Source organism: Guyparkeria halophila, assembly GCF_034479635.1.
In the GTDB taxonomy this organism is placed as follows: domain Bacteria; phylum Pseudomonadota; class Gammaproteobacteria; order Halothiobacillales; family Halothiobacillaceae; genus Guyparkeria; species Guyparkeria halophila.
In genome coordinates this window covers 467,826-487,825 of the sequence record NZ_CP140153.1, presented here as the reverse complement: position 1 = coordinate 487,825, position 20,000 = coordinate 467,826, and the positions used below count along the sequence as shown (strand labels likewise).

Below are 20,000 nucleotides of genomic sequence, written 5' to 3'. Positions count from 1 at the left end.
ATTTGGGGATACATTGTACGCCAGCACTCGGCAGAACCCAGATGAATGTCGACAATCACGGGGGGACAGTCCGCACGCGGGCTGCTCTCGGCCGGACACCAAGGACGTTGTAACGATGAGATCGACCAAAGGACTCCCCCTGGCACCAGCCCTGGCACTCGCGCTCGCGGGCCTCGTGCCGCTGACCGGCAGCCTCACCGGCTGCGCACTGACCGAAGACGACGTGGTCAACCCGCGCGAACCCATGTCGGCCGATGCCCTGCCGCTGGGCGCCGAGCGCGGCCCGGTCAAGCGGCAGCTGAGCGCCGAGGAAACCCGCGACCAGTTCCGTGACCTGTCCGCCGAGGACTACGTGGTCAAGGAAGGCGACACCCTCTGGTCGATCGCCAACCACTTCCTCAAGGATCCCTACTACTGGCCCGAGATCTGGTACGCGAACCCCGAGATTGCCAATCCGCACCGCATCTACCCGGGCGACCGGATCCAGATCGTCTTTGTCGGTGATCGCCCGCGGCTGGCCGTCGGCCTGCGCCCGCACATCCGCTACGAATCGCTGCCGCCGCTGGTCGCCGCCGTGCCGCTCGACCTGGTGCGTCCGTTCCTGACCCACGACCAGGTGATGACCGAGGACGAGTTCGAGGCCGCCCCCTACATCCTCGCCAACCGTGAAGGCTCGATTCACGCCAGCAGCGGTGACACCGCCTACGTCCGCCCGCCGCTCGACGGCTCGCAGCAGCGCTTTGCCGTCGTCGAGCAGGGCAAGGCACTGGTCGACGGCCGCACCGGCGAACACCTCGGCTACCGCGCCATCTTCAAGGGCGAGGCCAACGTGGTCGAGATCGACGATCCGACCACCGTCGAACTCGAAGATACCGTGCGCGAAGTCGACGAAGGCGACCGACTGGTCGAGATGACCGACGAGGCCTTCGATCGCGACGTCACCCCCCAGATCCCGGCCTTCCCGATCGACGCGACCATCATCCTGCTGCCGGACGCCATCACCCAGGTGGGCAGCCAGCAGGTGATCGTGATCGACCGCGGCATGGAGTCGGGCGTGACGGCCGGCGACCTGCTGCAGATCAGCAAGCGCGGGCGCGTGGTCGAGGACCGCTTCGCCGAGCGTGATGCCGGCGAGGATGGCCGCGAGGCCACTCGTGGCCCGGCCGTGCTGCTGCCGGATCACCCGATCGGCACCGCCATGGTCTTCCGCGCCTATGACCGCGTCAGCTACGCGCTGGTCATCAAGGCCACCCAGCCGGTCCACGAGGGCGACCTGGCCCAGACCCCGGTCCAGGAAAGTCGCCTCTAAGCGGTGCCTCCCGCACCAACCTCCCCACCGAGCGCCCGGACGACCGCGCCGGGCATCGGCCTCGAGACCACCGCACTGATCGAGCTGCTTGGGATCCACGGCATGGGTCCCAAGCGGCTCGCTCTGCTGCTGGCCCACTTCGGCACGCCAAGGGATGCCCTCGACAGCCCGCGCGGTGAATGGCGTCGCGCCGGACTGCCCGAGGGCGTCGTCCAGGCGCGCCCCGATGCCGAGAAGGTCGCGGCAATCACCGACTGGCTGGCCGCCGACGCGACCCATCACCTGGTTGCCCGCGGCGACCCGCATTTCCCCGCTGCCCTCGACGATCTCCCCGATGCCCCCGCCGCACTCTTTGTCCGCGGTCGCCTCACCGCGCTCACCGAGCCGCAGGTCGCGATGGTCGGTTCGCGCACGCCCACCACCGGCGGGCGGCAGAACGCCCGTGCCTTTGCCCGGCATCTGGCCGGCCAGGGGCTGGTGATCACCAGCGGGCTGGCCCTGGGCGTGGACGGCGAGGCCCATCGCGGCGCGCTGGAAGCCGAGGGGATCACCATCGCCGTGCTCGGCTCGGGCATCGACCGCATCTACCCGCCCGAGCACGCATCCCTGGCCGACGAGATCGTCGCCGGCGGCGGGGTGATCCTGTCCGAATGGCTGCCGGGCACCGAACCACGCCGCGGGCACTTCCCGCGCCGCAACCGCCTGATCAGCGGACTGGCCAGCGGAGTGCTGGTGGTCGAGGCCTCGGTCAAGAGCGGCTCGCTGATCACCGCCCGCCTGGCCGGCGAGCAGGGGCGCGACGTGCTCGCCATCCCCGGCTCGATCCACAACCCGCTGGCCCGTGGATGCCACCGCCTGATACGCGAGGGCGCCAAGCTGGTGGAGACCGGCCAGGACGTGCTCGAGGAACTGGCCCCCACCCTGCGCCGCCAACTGGAAGCCACGGCCGCCGCCATGAACCCGACCGCTACCACCGCTACCGACGAGGCGAGCGAAGGGGCCACCCCGGCGCGCGATCCGGACCAGCAGCGCGTCCTCGACCTGCTCGGCCATGACCCGCAGCCGGCCGACACCCTGATCGAGGCGAGCGGATTGACCGCCGGTGAGGTTTCCTCCATCCTCCTCATGCTTGAACTGGCGGGAGATGTATCCACCCTGCCCGGCGGTCTATACGTCCGCACGAGCTAGAGCATCCTGCCGACCGCGCCTGCCGCCGCACCGATCGCATTCCCGCCCGCGTGCGCAGACTCAAGCCATCATGTCCCGGTGAGCCGATGAAAGAGACCGTTCTCGACCTGTTGATGTTCCTCTTCGAGAATTACATGGAAGACGAGGACCGCTTCCCCCCGCAAAACGAGCGCGCCGGCCTGCAGATGAAGCTGCTCGAGGCCGGCTTCGACCACGACGAGATCGAACATGCCTTCGCCTGGCTCGAGGGCGTACTGGAACAGGGCAGCGAGTCCGGCCCCGAGCGCGACCAGGCCTTCCGGGTCTACAGTGACGACGAGCAGATGATGCTCGACGTCGACGCTCGCGGCTTTCTGATGCAACTCGAACAGATCGGCGTGCTCTCGCCCTCGGCCCGCGAGACGGTGATCGAGCGCGCCATGGCGCTGGGCGAGGATGAAATCGACGTCGAGCGTCTCAAGTGGATCGTCCTGCTGGTCCTGTTCGCCAAACCCGGCGAGGAACAGGCCTTTGCCTGGATGGAAGACCTCGTCTTCGACGACGCCGCCGTCCTGCACTGACTAGAAAAGACACCTTATGAGCGAAAATCTCGTTATCGTCGAGTCGCCTGCCAAGGCCAAGACGATCAAGAAATACCTCGGCCCCGGCTACGAAGTGCTGGCCTCCTATGGCCACGTGCGGGATCTCGTGCCCAAGAACGGCGCGGTCGACCCCGACAACGACTTCGCGATGAACTACACGATCATCGACAAGAACAAGAAGCACGTCGATGCCATCAAGAAGGCGCTCAAGAAGGCCGACACCCTGCTGCTCGCGACTGACCCCGACCGCGAAGGCGAGGCCATTTCCTGGCATCTCTACGAACTGCTGAAGGACAGCGGCCTGCTCAAGGACAAGGACGCCAAGCGCGTGGTGTTCTACGAGATCACCAAGCGCGCCGTGCAGGAGGCCATCGCCCATCCGCGCGGGCTGTCCGAGGACCTGATCGACGCCCAGCAGGCACGCCGGGCGCTGGATTACCTGGTGGGCTTCAACCTCTCGCCGCTGCTGTGGAAGAAGATCAACCCGGGCCTGTCGGCCGGCCGTGTGCAGAGCCCGGCCCTGCGGATGATCGTCGAGCGCGAGCAGGAGATCGAGGCCTTCAACCCGCGCGAATACTGGTCGATTGCCGCCGACTGCCGCACCCACGACCAGCCGTTCGCCGCGCGCCTCTATCAACTCGACGGCAAGAAGGTCGCGCAGTTCACCCTCGAGGACGAGACCAGCGCCACCTCGGCGCGCGAACGCCTCGAGGCGGCCGCCGCTGGCAAGCTCAGCGTCGCCAAGGTCGATCGCCGCGAGCGCAAGCGCCACGCCGCGCCGCCGTTCACCACCTCCACCATGCAGCAGGAGGGGGTGCGCAAGCTCGGGCTGACCGCCTCGCGCGCCATGCGCACCGCCCAGGAGCTCTACGAGGGCGTCGACATCGGCCAGGGCACCGTGGGTCTGATCACCTACATGCGTACCGACTCGGTCAACCTGTCGAACGATGCCATCGGCGAGATCCGCCACCACATCGGCCAGAGCTACGGCGCCGACTACGTGCCGGAAACCCCCAACCAGTACCGCACCAAGTCGAAGAACGCGCAGGAGGCCCATGAGGCGATCCGCCCGACCTCGATTGCCAACACGCCGGACAAGGTGCGCGCGTTTCTCAACCGCGACCAGTTCCGTCTCTACGAGATGATCTTCAAGCGCACGCTGGCCTCGCAGATGAACCCGGCGATCTTCGACCAGGTCTCCGTCGACCTGGCCGCCGGTGACGAGCACAGCTTCCGCGCGACTGGCTCGACCCTGAAGTTCCCGGGCTTTATCGCCGCGTACCGCGAGGACGAGGACGACCAGGCCTCCGACAAGGACGACGATCGTCGCCTGCCGCCGCTGGAGGAAGGCCAGCAGATCGAACTCGCCGCGATCAACGCCACCCAGCACTTCACCGAGCCGCCGCCGCGCTTTACCGAGGCGAGCCTGGTCAAGACGCTCGAGCAATACGGCATCGGTCGCCCGTCGACCTACGCCAGCATCATCTCGACGCTGCGTTCGCGCGAATACGTCGAGCTCGAGCAGCGCCGCTTCAAGCCCACCGACATGGGCCGCGTGGTCAACGGCTTTCTGACCGAATACTTCCGCGACGTGGTCGACTACGAGTTCACCGCCAAGCTCGAAGACGAGCTCGATGCCGTCTCGCGCGGCGAGACGGACTGGGTGCCGCTGCTGCGCGAATTCTGGGAACCGTTCTCCAAGCGCATCGAGCACACCCAGCAGAACGTCTCCCGCCAGGAGGCCGCGCAGGGCCGTGAGCTCGGCACCGATCCCAAGAGCGGCAAGCCGGTGGTTGCCCGCCTGGGCCGCTTCGGCCCGTTCGTCCAGATCGGCACCAAGGACGACGAGGAAAAGCCGAAATTCGCCTCGCTGCGCCCGCACCAGAGCATCGCGACGATCACGCTCGACGAGGCGATGGAGCTGTTCAAGCTGCCGCGCAAGCTCGGTGAGACGCCCGAGGGCGAGCCGGTCGAGGCCAACATCGGCCGCTTCGGCCCCTACGTGAAATTCGGCAACAAGTTCGCCTCCCTGGGCAAGGACGACGACCCCTACACCGTCGAGCTGCCGCGCGCGCTGGAGATCATCGAGGTCAAGAAGCTCGCCGAGAAGAACCGCATCATCAACGAGTTCGACGACGGCATCCAGGTGCTCAACGGCCGCTACGGGCCCTACGTGACCGACGGCAACAAGAACGCCAAGATCCCCAAGGACGACGACCCCAAGGCGATCACCCACGAGCAGGCGATCGAGATGATCGCCAAGGCGCCCGAGCGCAAGGGCCGCGGTCGCAAGGCGGCACCCAAGACGGCCGCGAAGAAGACCACTGCCAAGTCGACCACGAAGGCGACGGCCAAAAAGCCGGCGAGCAAGACCACGACCAAGAAGGCACCGGCGAAGAAGGCCCCTGCCAAGAAGGCACCGGCAAAGAAGACCACCACCCGGAAGACCGCGGCCAAGAAGAGCGCCCCGAAAAGCGCCTCCGGAGACAAGGCTGAATGAGCATCCCGTCGCCGTTCCAGCTGCGCGAGATCACTCGGCACCTCGATGACGGCGGGTTGATCGCCTACCCGACCGAGGCGGTCTTCGGTCTGGGTTGCGCGCCGCTCGATCCGTTCGCGGTCATGCGCCTGCTCGCCCTCAAGCAGCGCGAGGTCGGCAAGGGGCTGATCCTGATCGCCGACACCCCGGAGATGCTCCAGCCGTTCGCCGCGGTGGATGCCGAACAGTGGGCGCGCATTGCGGCCGACTGGCCGGCGGCGCGCACCGTGATCGTGCCGGCGGCCGACGGCGTGCCGCCCTGGCTGACCGGCGGGCGCAAGGAGATTGCCCTGCGGGTCCCGGCCCACGAGACGGCGCGCGCGATCAGTCGCGCCTTCGGCGGCCCGATCGTCTCCACCAGCGCGAACATCAGCGGCCGCCCGGCGGCGCGCGATGCGCTGACGGCACGACGCCTGTTCGCGCGCGCCGACGTCCAGATCATCCCGGGCAACGTCGATCGACGCGCCCGACCCTCCCAGATCATCCACTGGCCCACCGGGCGGACCATCAGGAGCTGACATGGCGGACAAGAAGGCCGATACGCAGGCCGACCTCCAGGCCATTCGTGACTACCTCATCGACCTGCAGGACCGGATCGTGGCCGGCCTGGAGAGCCAGGAGGACGGCACGCGCTTTCTGCACGACGACTGGAAGCGCCCGCCCGGCGACCACCTCAACGGCGAGGGTCGGGGCCGCATCCTCGAGGATGGCGGCACCTTCGAGCGCGCCGGGATCAACTTCTCGCATGTGACCGGCAACAAGCTGCCGCCGTCGGCCACGGCCCACCGCCCGGATCTGGCCGGCGGCTCGTTCGAGGCGATGGGCGTCTCGCTGGTGATCCACCCACGCAATCCGTACGCGCCCACCTCGCATGCCAATGTGCGCTTCTTCCAGGCACAGAAGGAAGGCGTCGAGCCGGTGTGGTGGTTCGGCGGCGGTTTCGACCTGACGCCCTACTACGGCTTTACCGAGGACGCCGTCCACTGGCACGAGCAGGCCGAGGCCGCCTGCCGGCCGTTCGGCGACGATCACTATCCGCGCTTCAAGCAGTGGTGCGACGAGTACTTCTGGCTCAAGCACCGCAACGAGCCGCGCGGCGTGGGCGGCCTGTTCTTCGACGACTACGGTGCCGACGGCCAGGTCGACTTCGATACCGCTTTCGGCTTCATGCGCTCGGTGGGCGACCACTACCTGCCGGCCTACCTGCCGCTGGTCGAAAAGCGCAAGGCCACCCCGTACGGCGAGCGCGAGCGCGACTTCCAGGCCTACCGTCGCGGCCGCTACGTGGAGTTCAACCTGGTCTACGACCGCGGCACCCTGTTCGGCCTGCAGTCGGGCGGGCGCACCGAGTCGATCCTGATGTCCATGCCGCCGCGCGCCGCCTGGCGCTACGACTACCACCCCGAGCCGGGCAGCGAGGAGGCACGACTCTACGACGAGTTCCTGCGCCCGCGGGACTGGCTGGCCGAACGCTGAATCGCGTCAGATCATCGGCCAGCTGATAACCGCACAAGCCCCCTCCAGTAGGTCGGGCGTCAGCCCGACATCGCTCCCGCTCCGTCCTCGCAACCGGACGGATTGTCGGACTGAAGTCCGACCTACGAGGGAAAACGCGAGTCCCGGGGTGCCGCGCACGCCCACTTAGCGGGCACGCACCATCCCACAGAAAAGGGCGAACCCGGTTGGGTTCGCCCTCTTTGATTACGGCGTTCATTCCCGGCTAGCGTCGTGACGGGGTCACGCTAATCCAGCCGCTCGAGGGCATGCGCCGAATCCACCGGGATAAACCAGTCCTGGTAGCGGTTGCTGTGGTGCACGATCCAGCCGCGAACCCGCAGTTCCTCGCCTTCCAACGCCTCGAAATCCCAGCCGGGGAAACGCGCGAGGTCGGCCTTGTCGATGCGCACGGCCACCCGGCCTTCCAGGTTGAGCCAGACATGGCGCCGGCTGTCACCCACCGACACCACGCGGCCGCGGACGATCGCCGCGCCCTGCACCGTCTCGGGAATCCCCGCCGCACTCGGCAGGCCGGGGGCATAGGCGGACAATGACCAGATGCCGCGTTCGTCCTGCCGTGCGCGTTTCTCGTGCGCCACAAGACAGTCCGCGAGCTCCAGGTTGGGGGCGACGAACACCGCCATGGCCATGCCCTGCTCGAGCAGCCGCGCCTGCACCGAGCGCCCGTCGGGCAGGTAGAGATAGGAAAGCCGGCGGCCGTAGCGGTCCTCGCCCTCGGTGGCATCGACCACGGTCACGCGGTTGCGCGACTCGGCCAGCAACGCGCGCAGGGCCTGCCGTGCCTCGGCGGCATAGGGCTCATCGGCCGCGCCATCGCGCCCCAGCTCGGGGGTGTCGATGCCAACCAGGCGCACCCGGTCGCCGTTGGCAAGCCGGACGGTATCGCCGTCGTTGACGTAGCCGACCGTGGCCGACTCGAGCGCCCGTTCCGGCGGTGGCGCGCAGCTCCCCGTGGGCGACTGGGGCGGCTCCTCGGCCACGCAGCCGTTGGAGACAACCAATGCGACGAACAGCGCGGCCAACCCCATCAAGCGCACACGAAAAAGGGCACCGGGAAAACCCGCGGTGCCCTTTTGCTGCGCCCGGCCGATTGGCAGGAACGCGACCATACCGGTCTTACTTCTTCTGGCCGTAACGGTTGCGGAACTTGTCCACCTGCTTGGCCATGCTGCCCTCGGAACGCTTGCCGGTGAAGAACGGGTGGCTCGCGGAGGATACGTCGATCTTGACCAGCGGGTACTCGTTACCGTCTTCCCACTTGATGGTCTCCTTCGACTTCATGGTCGAACGACTCAGGATGGCGAAGTCCGCCGCGACGTCCTGGAACACCACCGGCTGGTAGTTCGGGTGAATGCCTTCTTTCATCTCGATTCTGCCCCTGGTAAAGGTTCGAAAGTTGGGTCGGATGCCGCCGGGGCCGCATCTCAGGTTGATCGTCTTCGGGTTCGCCCCTCGCGGGGCCGCCGCCCCGCCGCTACACGCCGGGATTTGACAATCACCACGGGCGTACGCGGCCGGGACGGCCAAGGCGCGAGATTCTACCCAAACTCCCGGCACGGCACAAGCCACATCTACGCGTGGATTTCATGAAATATCCGGGTTAGGGCGTTCGCGCCAACGCCCAGACGGACACGGCGCTCGCGCCGCCCCGATGCAAGGCCGCGGCCAGCGCCTGGGCGCTCGCGCCGGTGGTCAGCACGTCATCGATGATCGCGACGTGGCGGGGAATCGCGCCCTCCGCGACAAAGGCGCCGCGCAACGCGCCACGACGGGCACGGGCCGACAGCGCGGTCAACGACCCGGTATCGCGCACCCGTCGCACCCCGTGACGCAGCAACGGCACGCCGGTCGCGCGGGCCACCCCGTCGGCCAGCAACCAGGCCTGGTTGAAGCCGCGGCGGCGGCGCTGCCGCGGATGGAGCGGCATCGGCACCAGCGCATCGGGGCCCACCGCCGGCACCTGTTGGGCCACGGCCTCGACCAGCGTGGCTTGCAACAGCGGCACGACGCTGAAATCCTGACGATACTTGAGCCGATGGATCAGCGCGCGTACCGCCGGGTCGAGATCGACCGCCGCGATCACGCGCTCGAACGGCGATTGCCGACCGACACAGGCCGCGCAGGTCTCGTCCCCCGCCCCGGCGGTCGGGTCGCCAGCAAGGATCAGCCCGCAGGCCCGGCATCGCGGCCGGCCCAGCCCGGCGCGCCATTCGCGGCGGCAGTCCGGGCACAGACCATCGGCATCGACGGTATCGAGGCCGCAGAGATGACAGGGTGCGTCGAACCAGCGCCGCCGTCGCGAGGGCTTCCATTCCATGCTAATCTGCATCCCATACGCATATTTAGAGGTCGTTTCATCATGAACCACGATGCATCCGCCCAGACACTCGAGTCGAACGACGAACACGTCCCGACTCGCATCTCGGGCAAGTCGGCCCGTCGGGCTGCCACTTGGTTCAACTGGGGCAACATCGTCGCGATGATCGTGCCGCTGCCGCTGGCGATCTTCTGGACCGGCCTTTCCATGCTGGTCTACGCGCTGAACAAGCACCACCCCAATCCCAAGGTGGGCTATTACACCCAATGGGCCGCCTATCGCTTCTACGGCGTGGCCGGCACCGCCATGGTGGTCGCCGTATTCGCCCCGCCGAGCCTGACCTTCTACCTGGTCCTCTGGGCGATTGCCGCGGTGATCCTGATCCCCTGGTCGCTTTACGACCTCTACCGGATCAAGCAAGATACCTGGGAAGATTCCTTCACCGAACCGCCCGAATCGTTCGAGGATAACTGATTCCCATGACCCGCCCGCTTTGGCGCAAGCAACAAGCGCTCGACCTGTTCGACAAGCCCTTCAACGACCTGCTGTTCCAGGCGCAGACGGTGCACCGCGAGCACTTCGATCCCAATGCGGTCCAGGTCAGCACCCTGCTCTCGATCAAGACCGGTGCCTGCCCGGAGGACTGCAAGTACTGCTCGCAGAGCGCCCGCTATGACACGGGCCTCGAACGCGAGCGCCTGCTGCCTCTCGACGAGGTGCGCACCGCCGCCCGCCGGGCGCGCGAAAAGGGCGCCTCGCGATTCTGCATGGGCGCGGCCTGGCGCAACCCCACCGACACCCAGCTCGAGCGGGTCATCGACATGGTGCGCGTGGTCAAGGAGACCGGCATGGAGGCCTGCGTCACGCTCGGCATGCTCAAGCCCGAGCAGGCCGGCCGCCTCAAGGAAGCCGGGCTCGACTACTACAACCACAACATCGACACCTCGGCCGAGTTCTACGACCAGGTGATTACCACCCGCTCGATCGACGACCGCCTCGAGACGCTCGACCATGTGCGCGAGGCGGGCATCAACGTCTGCTCCGGCGGCATCCTCGGCATGGGCGAATCCCGCGAGGATCGTGCCTCGTTTTTGACCACGCTGGCCAATCTCGAACGCGCGCCGGAATCCGTGCCGCTGAACATGCTGGTGCGCATCCCCGGCACGCCGATGGCCGACGTGCCGGCGCTCGACCCGATCGAGTTCATCCGCACCATCGCGGTCGCCCGCATCCTGATGCCGAGTTCGCACGTGCGCCTGTCCGCCGGCCGCGAGGGCCTGAGCGAGGCGATCCAGGCCTGGTGCTTCTTCGCCGGGGCCAACAGCATCTTCTACGGCGAGAAGCTGTTGACGACCGAAAACGCCGACGCGGCAGCCGACGAGGCGATGTTCGAAAAGCTGGGCTTGACCCCGCTGATCCCCGAGGGCTGCCAGCTCGACGAACCGGCCGACAGCGCGCCGGCCTCCGCCTCGGCCTGATCGCCCACGGTAAGACGGCCAGCACAGGACAAGACGGCCAGCACGGGCCGCGACTGACCCACCGGTCGGCCGCGGCCCGACTCGTTTGGCCGGCCGAGCAAGCAAAGCCCCACTGTGGGAGCGGGCCCTGCCCGCGAAGACGACGGCAGTCGCCGTCCTGTGATGACCAATCCGCCCGGGGCCCGCGCCTCGCGGCGCGGTTCGCTTGCAGGGCAAGCTCCCACAGGGGGCGCCGGGCGCTGTAGGAGCGGCTTTAGCCGCGATGGGATCGGGTGACGCCTTGCCATTTCGCAGCTAAAGCCGCTCCTACGGCCGTTTCGGGCCGCTATTGGCCGCCCCGATCAACCGCCACCTCCACCTCGTCCGGCGCCAGGCAGACCTCGTCGTTGCAGGCCTGCAGCTCCAGGCGCAGACGCGTCGGCCTCTCGCCGGTGACCGGCACCCGCAACTCGAGCGCGCCCTCGTAGACATCGATCGCCGAACGGGCGAACTGGGCGCGGAAGGGCTTGCCCGGCGGGTAGTCGATCGGCCCGATCTCGCCGTCCAGCGCGGTGATTCGCGTCGGCACCAGGAAATCCTCGCTGGCCGGATTGGCATTGAGGTGAAAACCGTCATCGATCGCCAGCCGCACGAGGATGGCCGCGCCACCCTCGATCAGGCGCGCCTCGACCTCGACGTGATCGCGCGTCTCGCCCGGCCCGCCGCCGGCATCGGCCGCCTCGACCAGGCGCACCGCCTCGCGCGTCACCGCCTCGGCGCGTGAGGGCCGGGCCAGCGCCCCGACCAGGAAGCCCCAGTCCGCCGGCGCGGCATCCACCTCGGCGGCAAACCCCGCCAGGGCACGCACCGCGCGTTCCTGCCGCGCCGAGTCCTCGAGCACGGCGCCGAGATCCAGCAGGAACACCACCGCCTGCGAATGCCCCGAAGGCGAGGCATCGTCTCCCACCAGCGGCGGCGAGAGCGGCAATCCGCCACCCGCTTGGGGCGGGCGCTCGTGCAGCCGCCCCGACTCGTCGAGGTAATCGCGCTCGATCGTTGCAGCGAGCCGCTGGGCACGGAACAGCCAACGGATGTCGTGACTCGTCCCGTACAGGGCCAGCATCAGGCGACCCGCGGCCGCGTGATCGGCAAGGAACGCCTCGCCGGAGACCTCGCCCTGGTAGGCCTGTCGATTCAGGCGCTGCGCATCGGCGTCCCAGAGTCTCGTCCAGAGCCAGTCACCTACCGCCTGCGCGCGCGCGTGCCAGTCGCCCCGATCGAGCGGCTGGGCTGCCGCCAGCATCCCCAGACCGGCCAGGGCGTTGAACTCGGCCACCCGCTTGCGATCGCGCTGGGGCAGGCCGCGCGCCTGGCGCGCTTCGAGCAGGGCGGCGTAATCCGTATCGAATCCGCCGATCGACTCGGCCAGCTCGCCCTGCTCGAAGGCATCAAGGGCCCGGCCCACGGCCAGATTCACGGCCCCGCCATCGGGCAGCTGGTGATCGATCCGGCTTTCCGGCAGGGCGACCAGCTGATGCCAGTCGAGGAATGCCTCGGCATCCTCGCCCAGCACCGCGCGGATCGCCTCGCTGGTGAAGACGTAGCTCTTGCCCTCGATGCCGTCGAGCTCGGCGTTTTCCGCGGTGAAATAGCCCCCCTCATCCGCCCACAGCCGGCGCTCGAGATAATCGACGCTGCGCGCGGCGACGTCGTCGAACCAGTCATCGCCCAGTCGCTGCCCGGCCCGCGCGTAGAGACCGACCAACTGGGCGTTGTCGACCAGCATCTTCTCGAAGTGCGGGATCGCCCACTCGGGATCGACGGTGTAGCGGTGGAATCCGCCGCCGACGTGATCGAACAGCGCGCCGATGCTCATCGCCGCCAGGGTCTGGCGCAGCATCGGCTCGGCCATGGCGGCCTGCTCGTCGTCATCGAGCGCCGAGATCAACAACGCCAGCCGTGGTGACTGCGGAAAGCGGCTCGACTGCCCCGCCGGGGCGAACCCGCCCACCAGCGGATCGAACTGCCCTGCCAGCGTCTCGATGGCACGCGCCTGCCAGCCCGCCGGGTCGATGCGCTCGGGCGCCAGACTGGCATCCGCACCCTCGCGCAGCGCCTCGGCCGTTCTGGTGGCCCGCTCTAGCAGTGGCTCGCGATTCGTCTGCCACTGCTCGGACAGGCGCTCGAGAATCTGCGGGAAGCTCTCGCGTCCCGGCAACGGCTCGGGCGGGAAATAGCTGCCGGCGAAGAACGGCTCGAGCTGTGGGGTGAGAAAGACGTTGTTGGGCCAGCCGCCGCCCTCGCCCAACGCCCGCGTGGCCGCCATCAGCACGCGATCGAGATCCGGGCGCTGCTCGCGGTCGACCTTGATGTTGATGAACCCCGCGTTCATCGCCGCGGCGATCTCCGGGTCCTGGTAGAGCTCGCGCTTGGCGACGTGGCACCAGTAGCAGGTGGAATAGCCCACCGAGACGAAGATCGGCTTGTCCTGCTCGCGGGCCAACGCCAAGGCCTCTTCAGTCCAGGGATACCAGTCGACCGGGTTGTCGGCGTGATCGCGCAGGTAATCCGAGGCGGTGTCCGCCAAGCGATTCTCGGCCACGGCCGGACCGCCGGCCCCGGCCCGGGCCATGGCCATGGTCATGGTCATGGTCATGGTCATCGCCAGGAGGACGAGCGGCCACAGCCACTTGTGCAATCGATTCATCCCATCACCCCATCAGTCGATCCCGGCCCCGAGAATGGCACAGCCCGACGGACAATGCGGCAACACACGCGGGCGGTGCTAGGCTTGCTGTTTTCCCCGTTTATGCAGGAATCCCGATGTTCGAAGCCGCCGAACTGGGCCGCCGCCTCGCCAAGGCCGATTTCAAGGACGCCGTGCCAGCCCTGCGCCTGCAGTTGCTCGACGCCCAGCGCCGTGCGCGGGCCGCCAACCTGCCGGTGCTCCTGCTGATCAACGGCGTGGCCGGCGCCGGCAAGGGCGAGCTGGTCAATCACCTGCTCGAATGGCTGGATTCGCGCGGCGTGCAGACACACGTGTTCTGGGACGAGACCGACGAGGAGAAGCAGCGCCCGCGCTGGTGGCGCTACTGGCGGGCGATGCCGGGGGGCGGCGAGATCGGCGTGCTATTCGGCGGCTGGTACCAGCACCTGATCGAGGACGCCCAGCACGGCCACCTGGAGGAAGACGGCATCAGCGGCGAGCTCGAACGCATCCGCGAGACCGAGCACATGCTGATCAACGGCGGCGTGCTGCTGATCAAGTTCTGGTTTCACCTCCCGGCCAAGGAACAGGCCCGCCGGGTCAAAGAACGACGCCGCGACCCCCAGAGCCACTGGCACATGGCCCCGGAAACGGCCAAGGCGGCCAACCACTACGATCAGTTCATCGACATCGCCACCCGCGTGGTGCGCGAGACGGATACCGGCGAGGCACCGTGGTTCCTGATCGAGGCCACCGATCCGCACTTTCGCGACCTGACCGCCGGCAAGACCCTGTTGCGCGCCATCGACACCCGCCTGGCGAACGGCGCAAAGCAAAACTCCATCAAGGTCTCGCACGCCCCGGCCCTGCCCGAGGCCGACAGTGCCCGGCGCACCATCGTCGACCACGTCCCCGATGACCGGGTACTGGACAAGGCGGACTACAAGCACAGAAAACGCGAGCTCGACGCCCGCCTCAACCGGCTCGGCTGGCAGGGCTTCGAGGCACGCCGGCCGGTCGTCGCCCTGTTCGAGGGCTGGGATGCCGCCGGCAAGGGCGGGGCGATCCGCCGCCTGACCGAGGCGCTCGACGCCCGCCTCTACCGCGTGATTCCCATTGCCGCGCCCACCGACGAGGAGGCCGATCACCACTACCTGTGGCGCTTCTGGCGACAGATGCCGCGCGACGGCTACTGGACCATCTTCGACCGCTCCTGGTACGGCCGGGTACTGGTCGAGCGGGTCGAGGATTACGCCCCCCAGCCCGACTGGGCGCGTGCCTACCACGAGATCAACACCTTCGAGGAGCAGCTCGCCGACCACGGCGTCACCCTGCTCAAGTTCTGGCTCAACATCACGCCCGAGGAGCAGCTCAAGCGCTTCGAGGCCCGCCAGCAGACGCCCTACAAGAAGCACAAGATCACGCCCGACGACTGGCGCAATCGCGACAAGTGGGATGCCTACAAGGCCGCCATCAACGAGATGGTGATCCGCACCTCCACCGAGTACGCGCCGTGGCACATCATCCCGGCCAACGACAAGCGCTACGCACGGGTCGAGGTGATGCGCATCGCGGCCGAGGCGGTGGAGAAGGCCGTCAAACGCGACCGCTCCGGCAAGGGCTGATCCGCCCCGATAACGGCAACACAGGGAAGAAGACGACGCCATGAAGTTCAGCCACCACCTGCGCGAAACGCACGGCCGACAGATCGGCGTGATCACCGCCGCCTTCGGCATCCTGCTCGCCGGCATGATCGTGGTGGTCGCCAATGGCCTGTGGCAGAACCACCGCCTGCAGGTCGAGCTCAAGAGCGTCACCCAGGACCACGGCCAACGCCTGCAACTGGCCAGCGACCTGCTCGAGGCGGCCTACAACCGCCACCAGACCATGATCAACCAGTTGCTCACCCACGACCCGTTCGAGCGCGACGCCCTGATGATGGATTATCACAAGTGGGGCAACCGCGTCGGCGAGGCTCGTAACGCGCTGCGCGCCCGGCTCGATGACGAGCGCAGCCTGGCGCTGATGGAGCGACAGGACGAACTGATCCCGCGGACCGTCGCGCTGCAGGATCGCGTCGTCGATCTGGCCGCGCGCGACCAACTCGAGCCCGCCATGCAGATCGTGCGCAGCGAACTGTTCGATCTCGATCGCGAGTTCGACGGCGTCATCCAGGAACTGCGCCGTCACGAGCAGGCCAACATGCAGGCGGCCGTCGACCGCGCCCGCGACACGGCCGAAACCTCGCGACAGTTCATGCTCTGGTTCGGCCTCGGCGGCATCCTGTTCGCCGGCGTCCTGATGGTCAGCACCCGTCGCACCTTCCGGCGCCTGCAACACGAGCTGCACGAACAGGCCGAACGGCTCGACCAGGCCGGCGAACGACTGCGTTTCGAGGCCAGCCACGATGCCCTGACCGGACTGCTTAACCGGCGGGCCTTCTACGAACGGGCCCACCGGCGCATCCACGACGACCGCGCGCCGTTCGCGCTGGCCTACATCGACCTGGACTGCTTCAAGCCGGTCAACGACCAGTACGGCCACGCCATCGGCGATGACGTCCTTGCCCGGCTTGCCGAGCGACTGCAGGCCTTCGCCGGTGAGCCGGGCATCGTCGCTCGACTGGGCGGCGACGAGTTCTGCCTGCTGGCCCCCGACGGCGACAATGCCACCCCCCCACTCGAGGCCAGCCTGCGCGCCGAACTCGAACGTCCGCTGGATGTGGCCGACCACCGCATCCACCCGCGGCTGAGCATCGGCTGGGCGCGCTGGCCCGAGGAAGGCGACGATCTCGACACACTGATCACGCGTGCCGATGGCCGGATGTACCAGCAGAAGCGGCAGCGCCGCGACGGACCGGCGGAGCGGCGAGAGCCCGGCCAATCGTCGGGCCGCGACTGACCGTCCGGAGAATCAGCCCGCCGGGCTCGCCCCGGTCACCCCGATCCAGGCGGTCGCGATGCCGAAGTAGATCAGGATGCCGCCGATATCGGCGATCGAGGTGATCAGCGGCGCCGAGGCGGTGGCCGGATCAAGGTTGAAGCGGGTGAGCAGGAACGGCATCAGCATCCCCACCATGCTGCCGAACACCACCACCGCGATCATCGACAGAAACACCACGTTGGCCAGCATCGTGCCACCGTAGAACAGCCCGATCCCCCAGGCCGCCGCGCCCATGGTGAGGCCCAGCGCGCTCGCCACGCCCAGCTCCCGCACCCACAGCTTGAGCCAGTCCTTGGGCCCCACGTCCCCGGTGGCCAGGGCGCGCACCATCATGGTCGCCCCCTGCGAGCCGGCGTTGCCGCCCGAGCCGATGATCAACGGCAGGAAAAAGCTCAACACCACCGCTGCCTCCAGCGTCTCCTCGAAGGCCGAAACCGCCCCGGCGGCGAAGATGGCCAGGAACACCAGCAGCAACAGCCAGCCGATGCGCTTCTTGAACAGATCGAGGATCGACGCCCCGCGCAGGCTGACCTGCCTTGCCCCCAGGCCGCCGAGCTTGTGGATGTCCTCGGTGGCCTCCTCCTCGACCACGTCCATGACATCGTCGATGGTCACCATGCCGAGCAACACGCCCCCCTCGTCGACCACCGGCAGGGCGGTGAGATCGTAGTGCTGGATCTGGCGGGCGACCTCTTCGCGGTCGTCGCCGACCACCGCATGCACCGGATCACTGTCCATCAGCGACTCCACCGTGGACTGGGGAGCACCCAGCACCAGCTTGCGCAGGCCGGTCCAGCCGAGCAGCCGGCCGTGCGCGTCGGTGACGTAAAGCGTGTCGATGGTCTCGCTGCGACCGGCATGCTGCTGCACGTGTTCGAGCGCGTAGGCCAGTGTCCACTCCGGCCGCAACGCGATGAACTCCGGCGTCATCAGCCGCCCGGCGCTCTCCGGCGGATAGCCCAAGAGCCGCAGGGCCTGCTGCACCCGGTGAGGGCTCAGGCGGCGCACCACCGCCTCGCCCTCTTCCGGTTCGAGATGCTCGAGTAGCGCGGTCAGGTTGTCCGGGCGCAACGCCTCGAGCAATTCACGCGCCCTCGTCTCGCCGAGCCTCTCGACCAGCGCGTACTGCGCCCTGGGCTCGAGAAAACCGAACACCGCGGCTCGGCGGTCGTCCGGCAGCACATCCACCACCCGCGACATGCCGTCGGTCGACAACCCCGCCATCGCCCGGGCGATGTCCTGGTCGCGCACGGCACCCAGGTCATCGCAGAGACCGTCGGCCTCGATCTCCTCGCGTTCGAAGCGTTCGAAGACCTCGGCAAGCTGCTGAATTTTCTCGGACTGCGGCATCGAGGGGCTCCGGCTGGGGTGAATCGCTGGGTGTGACAACAGGTTGTCAGCTCGGTGGTACGGCAAGAGGAAATATAGCTGCCAGCGACGGCTTGTTGCGACTGTACGACCCCTTGCCGACATCACGGCCAAGAATCGATACCATCCAGCCATTGTGGGAGCGAGCCTCGTCCGCTAAGGCCGCATCAGCGACGGGCCAGCTCGACAAGGCAGTTGCACGCGCCTTTGGAGGACACGTGCTTTGCCGCTGGATGATATTTCGTGCGCCGGTTGCGCGAGTCGGCAAGGAATTGCCGCAGTGCCCGGCGCGCGAGTCGATTTTCTTGCTTGTCCAAGAAAACCGACGAAAAGAAGACACCCCGATGCCTTGGCCCTGCGGGCCTGATCGCCGCGGATTGCATCCGCGACGATCAGCCTCGCGAACGAGGGATTGCGGACGGGTCGGTTCGACGCGACGTCCTGTCGCGGCGAACCTCTGGCCGGCCTCCCTGCCGGCCAGACCCTGCAACCCCTCGCTCGCGAGGCAAGGCACAAGGGGACTCAACTCTTCGATTAGGCCCAGACCGCGACCTCAGGGCAGCAGCCCCCTTGGAGAGTTACGTTACGCCACCTGATGGTTGGGAATCAGGTTCCCTTGCGTCCTGCCTCGCGGCCGGTGGTTGGCTCGGGGTCGGAGCGACAGGGACGTCGCTCCGAGGCTCGCCGTGACAGGAAGTCACGTCGAGCCGGCCCCGAAGACAGCCGCCGGTCGCGAGGCTTCGAGACCGGACGTCGTCCGGGCTCGAAGGCCCGCAGGGCCAGGACGACGGGGTGCCCTTCTTTTCGCCCCCGGAGTCATAGCTTGGCTTGGGCAAGCAAGAAAAGGGGCTCGCGCGCCGGGCATGGCGTCATCCCGCAAACCACCGAGCGAAACCGGCGTGCGAAACCACAAACCACGCCTGACGAGAGACGACTACGACACTCGTCGTAAGTAAGCCGTCACCTCATCCCGATCGTGATACAACTGCCGAACATCGATCTCGAACCCCACCTCGGCCTCCTCCAGCCGAGCCGCGATCCGCTCGACCGCGTCCATCACCGCCTGCTGGCGCTTTTTCATCGGCAGCTTGAGGTTGAAGATCGCCCGCTGGCAGTCCCCGCGCGCCATCCAGTCGGCCATCAGGTCGGCCACGCGCGAGGGCTTTTCCACCATGTCGCAAACCAGCCACTCGACCGGCCGTTCGGGGCGGAAGGTGAAGCCATCCTCGCGACGGTGCTCGACGGACACGTGCCCGGTCAGCACCTCGGCCATCGGGCCGTTGTCGACGGCGGTCACCATCAACCCGTCGCGCACCAGCTGCCAGGTCCAGCCGCCGGGCGCGGCACCCAGGTCGACCGCCTCCAGTCCGGCGCGCAGCAGGTCCTTGCGCTCCGCCGGCGAGAGAAAGGTGATCAGGGCCTCCTCGAGCTTGAGCGCCGAGCGGCTGGGTGCGTCCTTCGCCATTTTCAGGCGCCGGATGCCCATCGGCTGCGGGGCCGCCTGCCCCGGATGCGACCAGCCGGGGATCGCGGTGGTGGTGTCGGTAAAGGTGAGGTGCAGCCGCGGCAGCTCGCGGTTCCCGGGCTGAAGCAGCCCGCGCTTGCGCATCGACTGCTCCAGCGGCTTGGTGAACTGGCGGGCCAATCGCATCAGCGGCCGAGTCGCCTCGGCATCCGGCGTTTCGACATACACGCCGCCGAACTCCTGACCGTCGAGCGCGGCGAGGATCGGCCCCAGCCGGTTGGCCGGCGGCAGGTCGTCCAGCGGCTCGCCGGCAAGGCACAGCTGCCGGGCGAAGATCAGGTCGTCGAGGGACAGTGTCTCGAACCACGCGGCGAGCGCGTGCGCGTCGTGGGCAATGAAGGTGAGGTAGCCAGTATCGGCCTTGGCCTTGCAGAAGCCATGCACGCCGGCCTCGGCGGCGACGGCCTGCACCTGGGCGGCGCAATCGCCTTCATAGCCGGCACGAGTCAGTAGAAGAAGATGTCGTTGGGCAAACATGGCCGCAAGCATGCCAGAGCGCGGCGAGGATTCCACCTCGATCGGCCCCGGTGCACTCAATCACAGCGGTG

General features: G+C 67.8%; 16 protein-coding genes. 10 read left to right on the top strand and 6 right to left on the bottom strand.

What is annotated here, in order from left to right; translation table 11 throughout:
* The first annotated feature begins 115 nt into the window (after positions 1-115).
* The 6 genes from SR882_RS02245 (at position 116) to hemF (ending at position 7,093) form a co-directional block, all read left to right on the top strand.
* Complete coding sequence (locus SR882_RS02245) at positions 116-1,309, top strand: LysM peptidoglycan-binding domain-containing protein (protein WP_322521733.1); 1,194 nt, start codon at positions 116-118, stop codon at positions 1,307-1,309.
* Positions 1,310-1,411: 102 nt separating this feature from the next.
* Positions 1,412-2,497, top strand: coding sequence for a DNA-processing protein DprA (dprA, locus tag SR882_RS02240; protein ID WP_322521732.1), 1,086 nt, complete (start codon positions 1,412-1,414; stop codon positions 2,495-2,497).
* An 86-nt stretch (positions 2,498-2,583) separates the two neighbouring features.
* A complete protein-coding gene (locus SR882_RS02235; RefSeq protein WP_322521731.1) occupies positions 2,584-3,057 on the top strand; it encodes a DUF494 family protein in 474 nt (157 codons plus the stop codon).
* A 16-nt stretch (positions 3,058-3,073) separates the two neighbouring features.
* A complete protein-coding gene (locus tag SR882_RS02230) occupies positions 3,074-5,578 on the top strand; it encodes a DNA topoisomerase I (protein ID WP_322521730.1) in 2,505 nt (834 codons plus the stop codon).
* The gene (locus SR882_RS02225) at positions 5,575-6,135 is read left to right on the top strand and encodes an L-threonylcarbamoyladenylate synthase (RefSeq protein WP_322521729.1); all 561 of its coding nucleotides are present in this window, start codon (positions 5,575-5,577) and stop codon (positions 6,133-6,135) included. Before SR882_RS02230 ends, SR882_RS02225 begins: the two co-directional genes overlap by 4 nt.
* A 1-nt stretch (position 6,136) precedes the next feature.
* Positions 6,137-7,093, top strand: coding sequence for an oxygen-dependent coproporphyrinogen oxidase (gene hemF, locus SR882_RS02220; protein WP_322521728.1), 957 nt, complete (start codon positions 6,137-6,139; stop codon positions 7,091-7,093).
* 266 nt (positions 7,094-7,359) lie between these two features.
* Here hemF and SR882_RS02215 read toward each other — a convergent pair whose 3' ends face one another.
* From SR882_RS02215 to SR882_RS02205, 3 genes are all read right to left on the bottom strand, one after another.
* Positions 7,360-8,244, bottom strand: a complete 885-nt coding sequence (locus tag SR882_RS02215; protein WP_322521727.1) for a thermonuclease family protein — start codon at positions 8,242-8,244, stop codon at positions 7,360-7,362.
* Positions 8,245-8,251: 7 nt separating this feature from the next.
* Entirely contained in the window at positions 8,252-8,500 is a 249-nt protein-coding gene (locus SR882_RS02210; protein ID WP_322521726.1) for a type B 50S ribosomal protein L31, read from the bottom strand.
* A gap of 235 nt (positions 8,501-8,735) precedes the next feature.
* Positions 8,736-9,452: a ComF family protein gene (locus SR882_RS02205; protein ID WP_322521725.1), complete on the bottom strand. Its 717-nt coding sequence runs from the start codon at positions 9,450-9,452 to the stop codon at positions 8,736-8,738.
* 42 nt (positions 9,453-9,494) lie between these two features.
* Between SR882_RS02205 and SR882_RS02200 the strand changes: the two genes are divergently transcribed.
* Together SR882_RS02200 and bioB are read left to right on the top strand one after the other, a co-directional pair.
* Positions 9,495-9,926 (top strand): hypothetical protein, encoded by a 432-nt coding sequence (locus SR882_RS02200; protein ID WP_322521724.1) that lies wholly within the window; start codon positions 9,495-9,497, stop codon positions 9,924-9,926.
* Positions 9,927-9,931: 5 nt separating this feature from the next.
* Complete coding sequence (gene bioB / locus SR882_RS02195) at positions 9,932-10,930, top strand: biotin synthase BioB (protein ID WP_322521723.1); 999 nt, start codon at positions 9,932-9,934, stop codon at positions 10,928-10,930.
* A 325-nt stretch (positions 10,931-11,255) separates the two neighbouring features.
* Here the strand turns inward: bioB and SR882_RS02190 are convergent, their stop codons facing one another.
* A complete protein-coding gene (locus SR882_RS02190) occupies positions 11,256-13,616 on the bottom strand; it encodes a DUF255 domain-containing protein (protein WP_322521722.1) in 2,361 nt (786 codons plus the stop codon).
* Between the two features lie 116 nt (positions 13,617-13,732).
* On the opposite strand from SR882_RS02190, the gene pap reads away from it, so the two are divergent.
* Positions 13,733-15,241 (top strand): polyphosphate:AMP phosphotransferase, encoded by a 1,509-nt coding sequence (pap, locus tag SR882_RS02185; RefSeq protein ID WP_322521721.1) that lies wholly within the window; start codon positions 13,733-13,735, stop codon positions 15,239-15,241.
* Positions 15,242-15,281: 40 nt separating this feature from the next.
* The gene (locus SR882_RS02180) at positions 15,282-16,517 is read left to right on the top strand and encodes a GGDEF domain-containing protein (protein ID WP_322521720.1); all 1,236 of its coding nucleotides are present in this window, start codon (positions 15,282-15,284) and stop codon (positions 16,515-16,517) included.
* A gap of 12 nt (positions 16,518-16,529) precedes the next feature.
* On the opposite strand, the gene mgtE is transcribed toward SR882_RS02180, so the two are convergent.
* Positions 16,530-17,909: a magnesium transporter gene (mgtE, locus tag SR882_RS02175; protein ID WP_322521719.1), complete on the bottom strand. Its 1,380-nt coding sequence runs from the start codon at positions 17,907-17,909 to the stop codon at positions 16,530-16,532.
* 952 nt (positions 17,910-18,861) lie between these two features.
* Complete coding sequence (gene rlmM, locus SR882_RS02170) at positions 18,862-19,989, bottom strand: 23S rRNA (cytidine(2498)-2'-O)-methyltransferase RlmM (RefSeq protein ID WP_322521718.1); 1,128 nt, start codon at positions 19,987-19,989, stop codon at positions 18,862-18,864.
* Between the last annotated feature and the right edge of the window lie 11 nt (positions 19,990-20,000).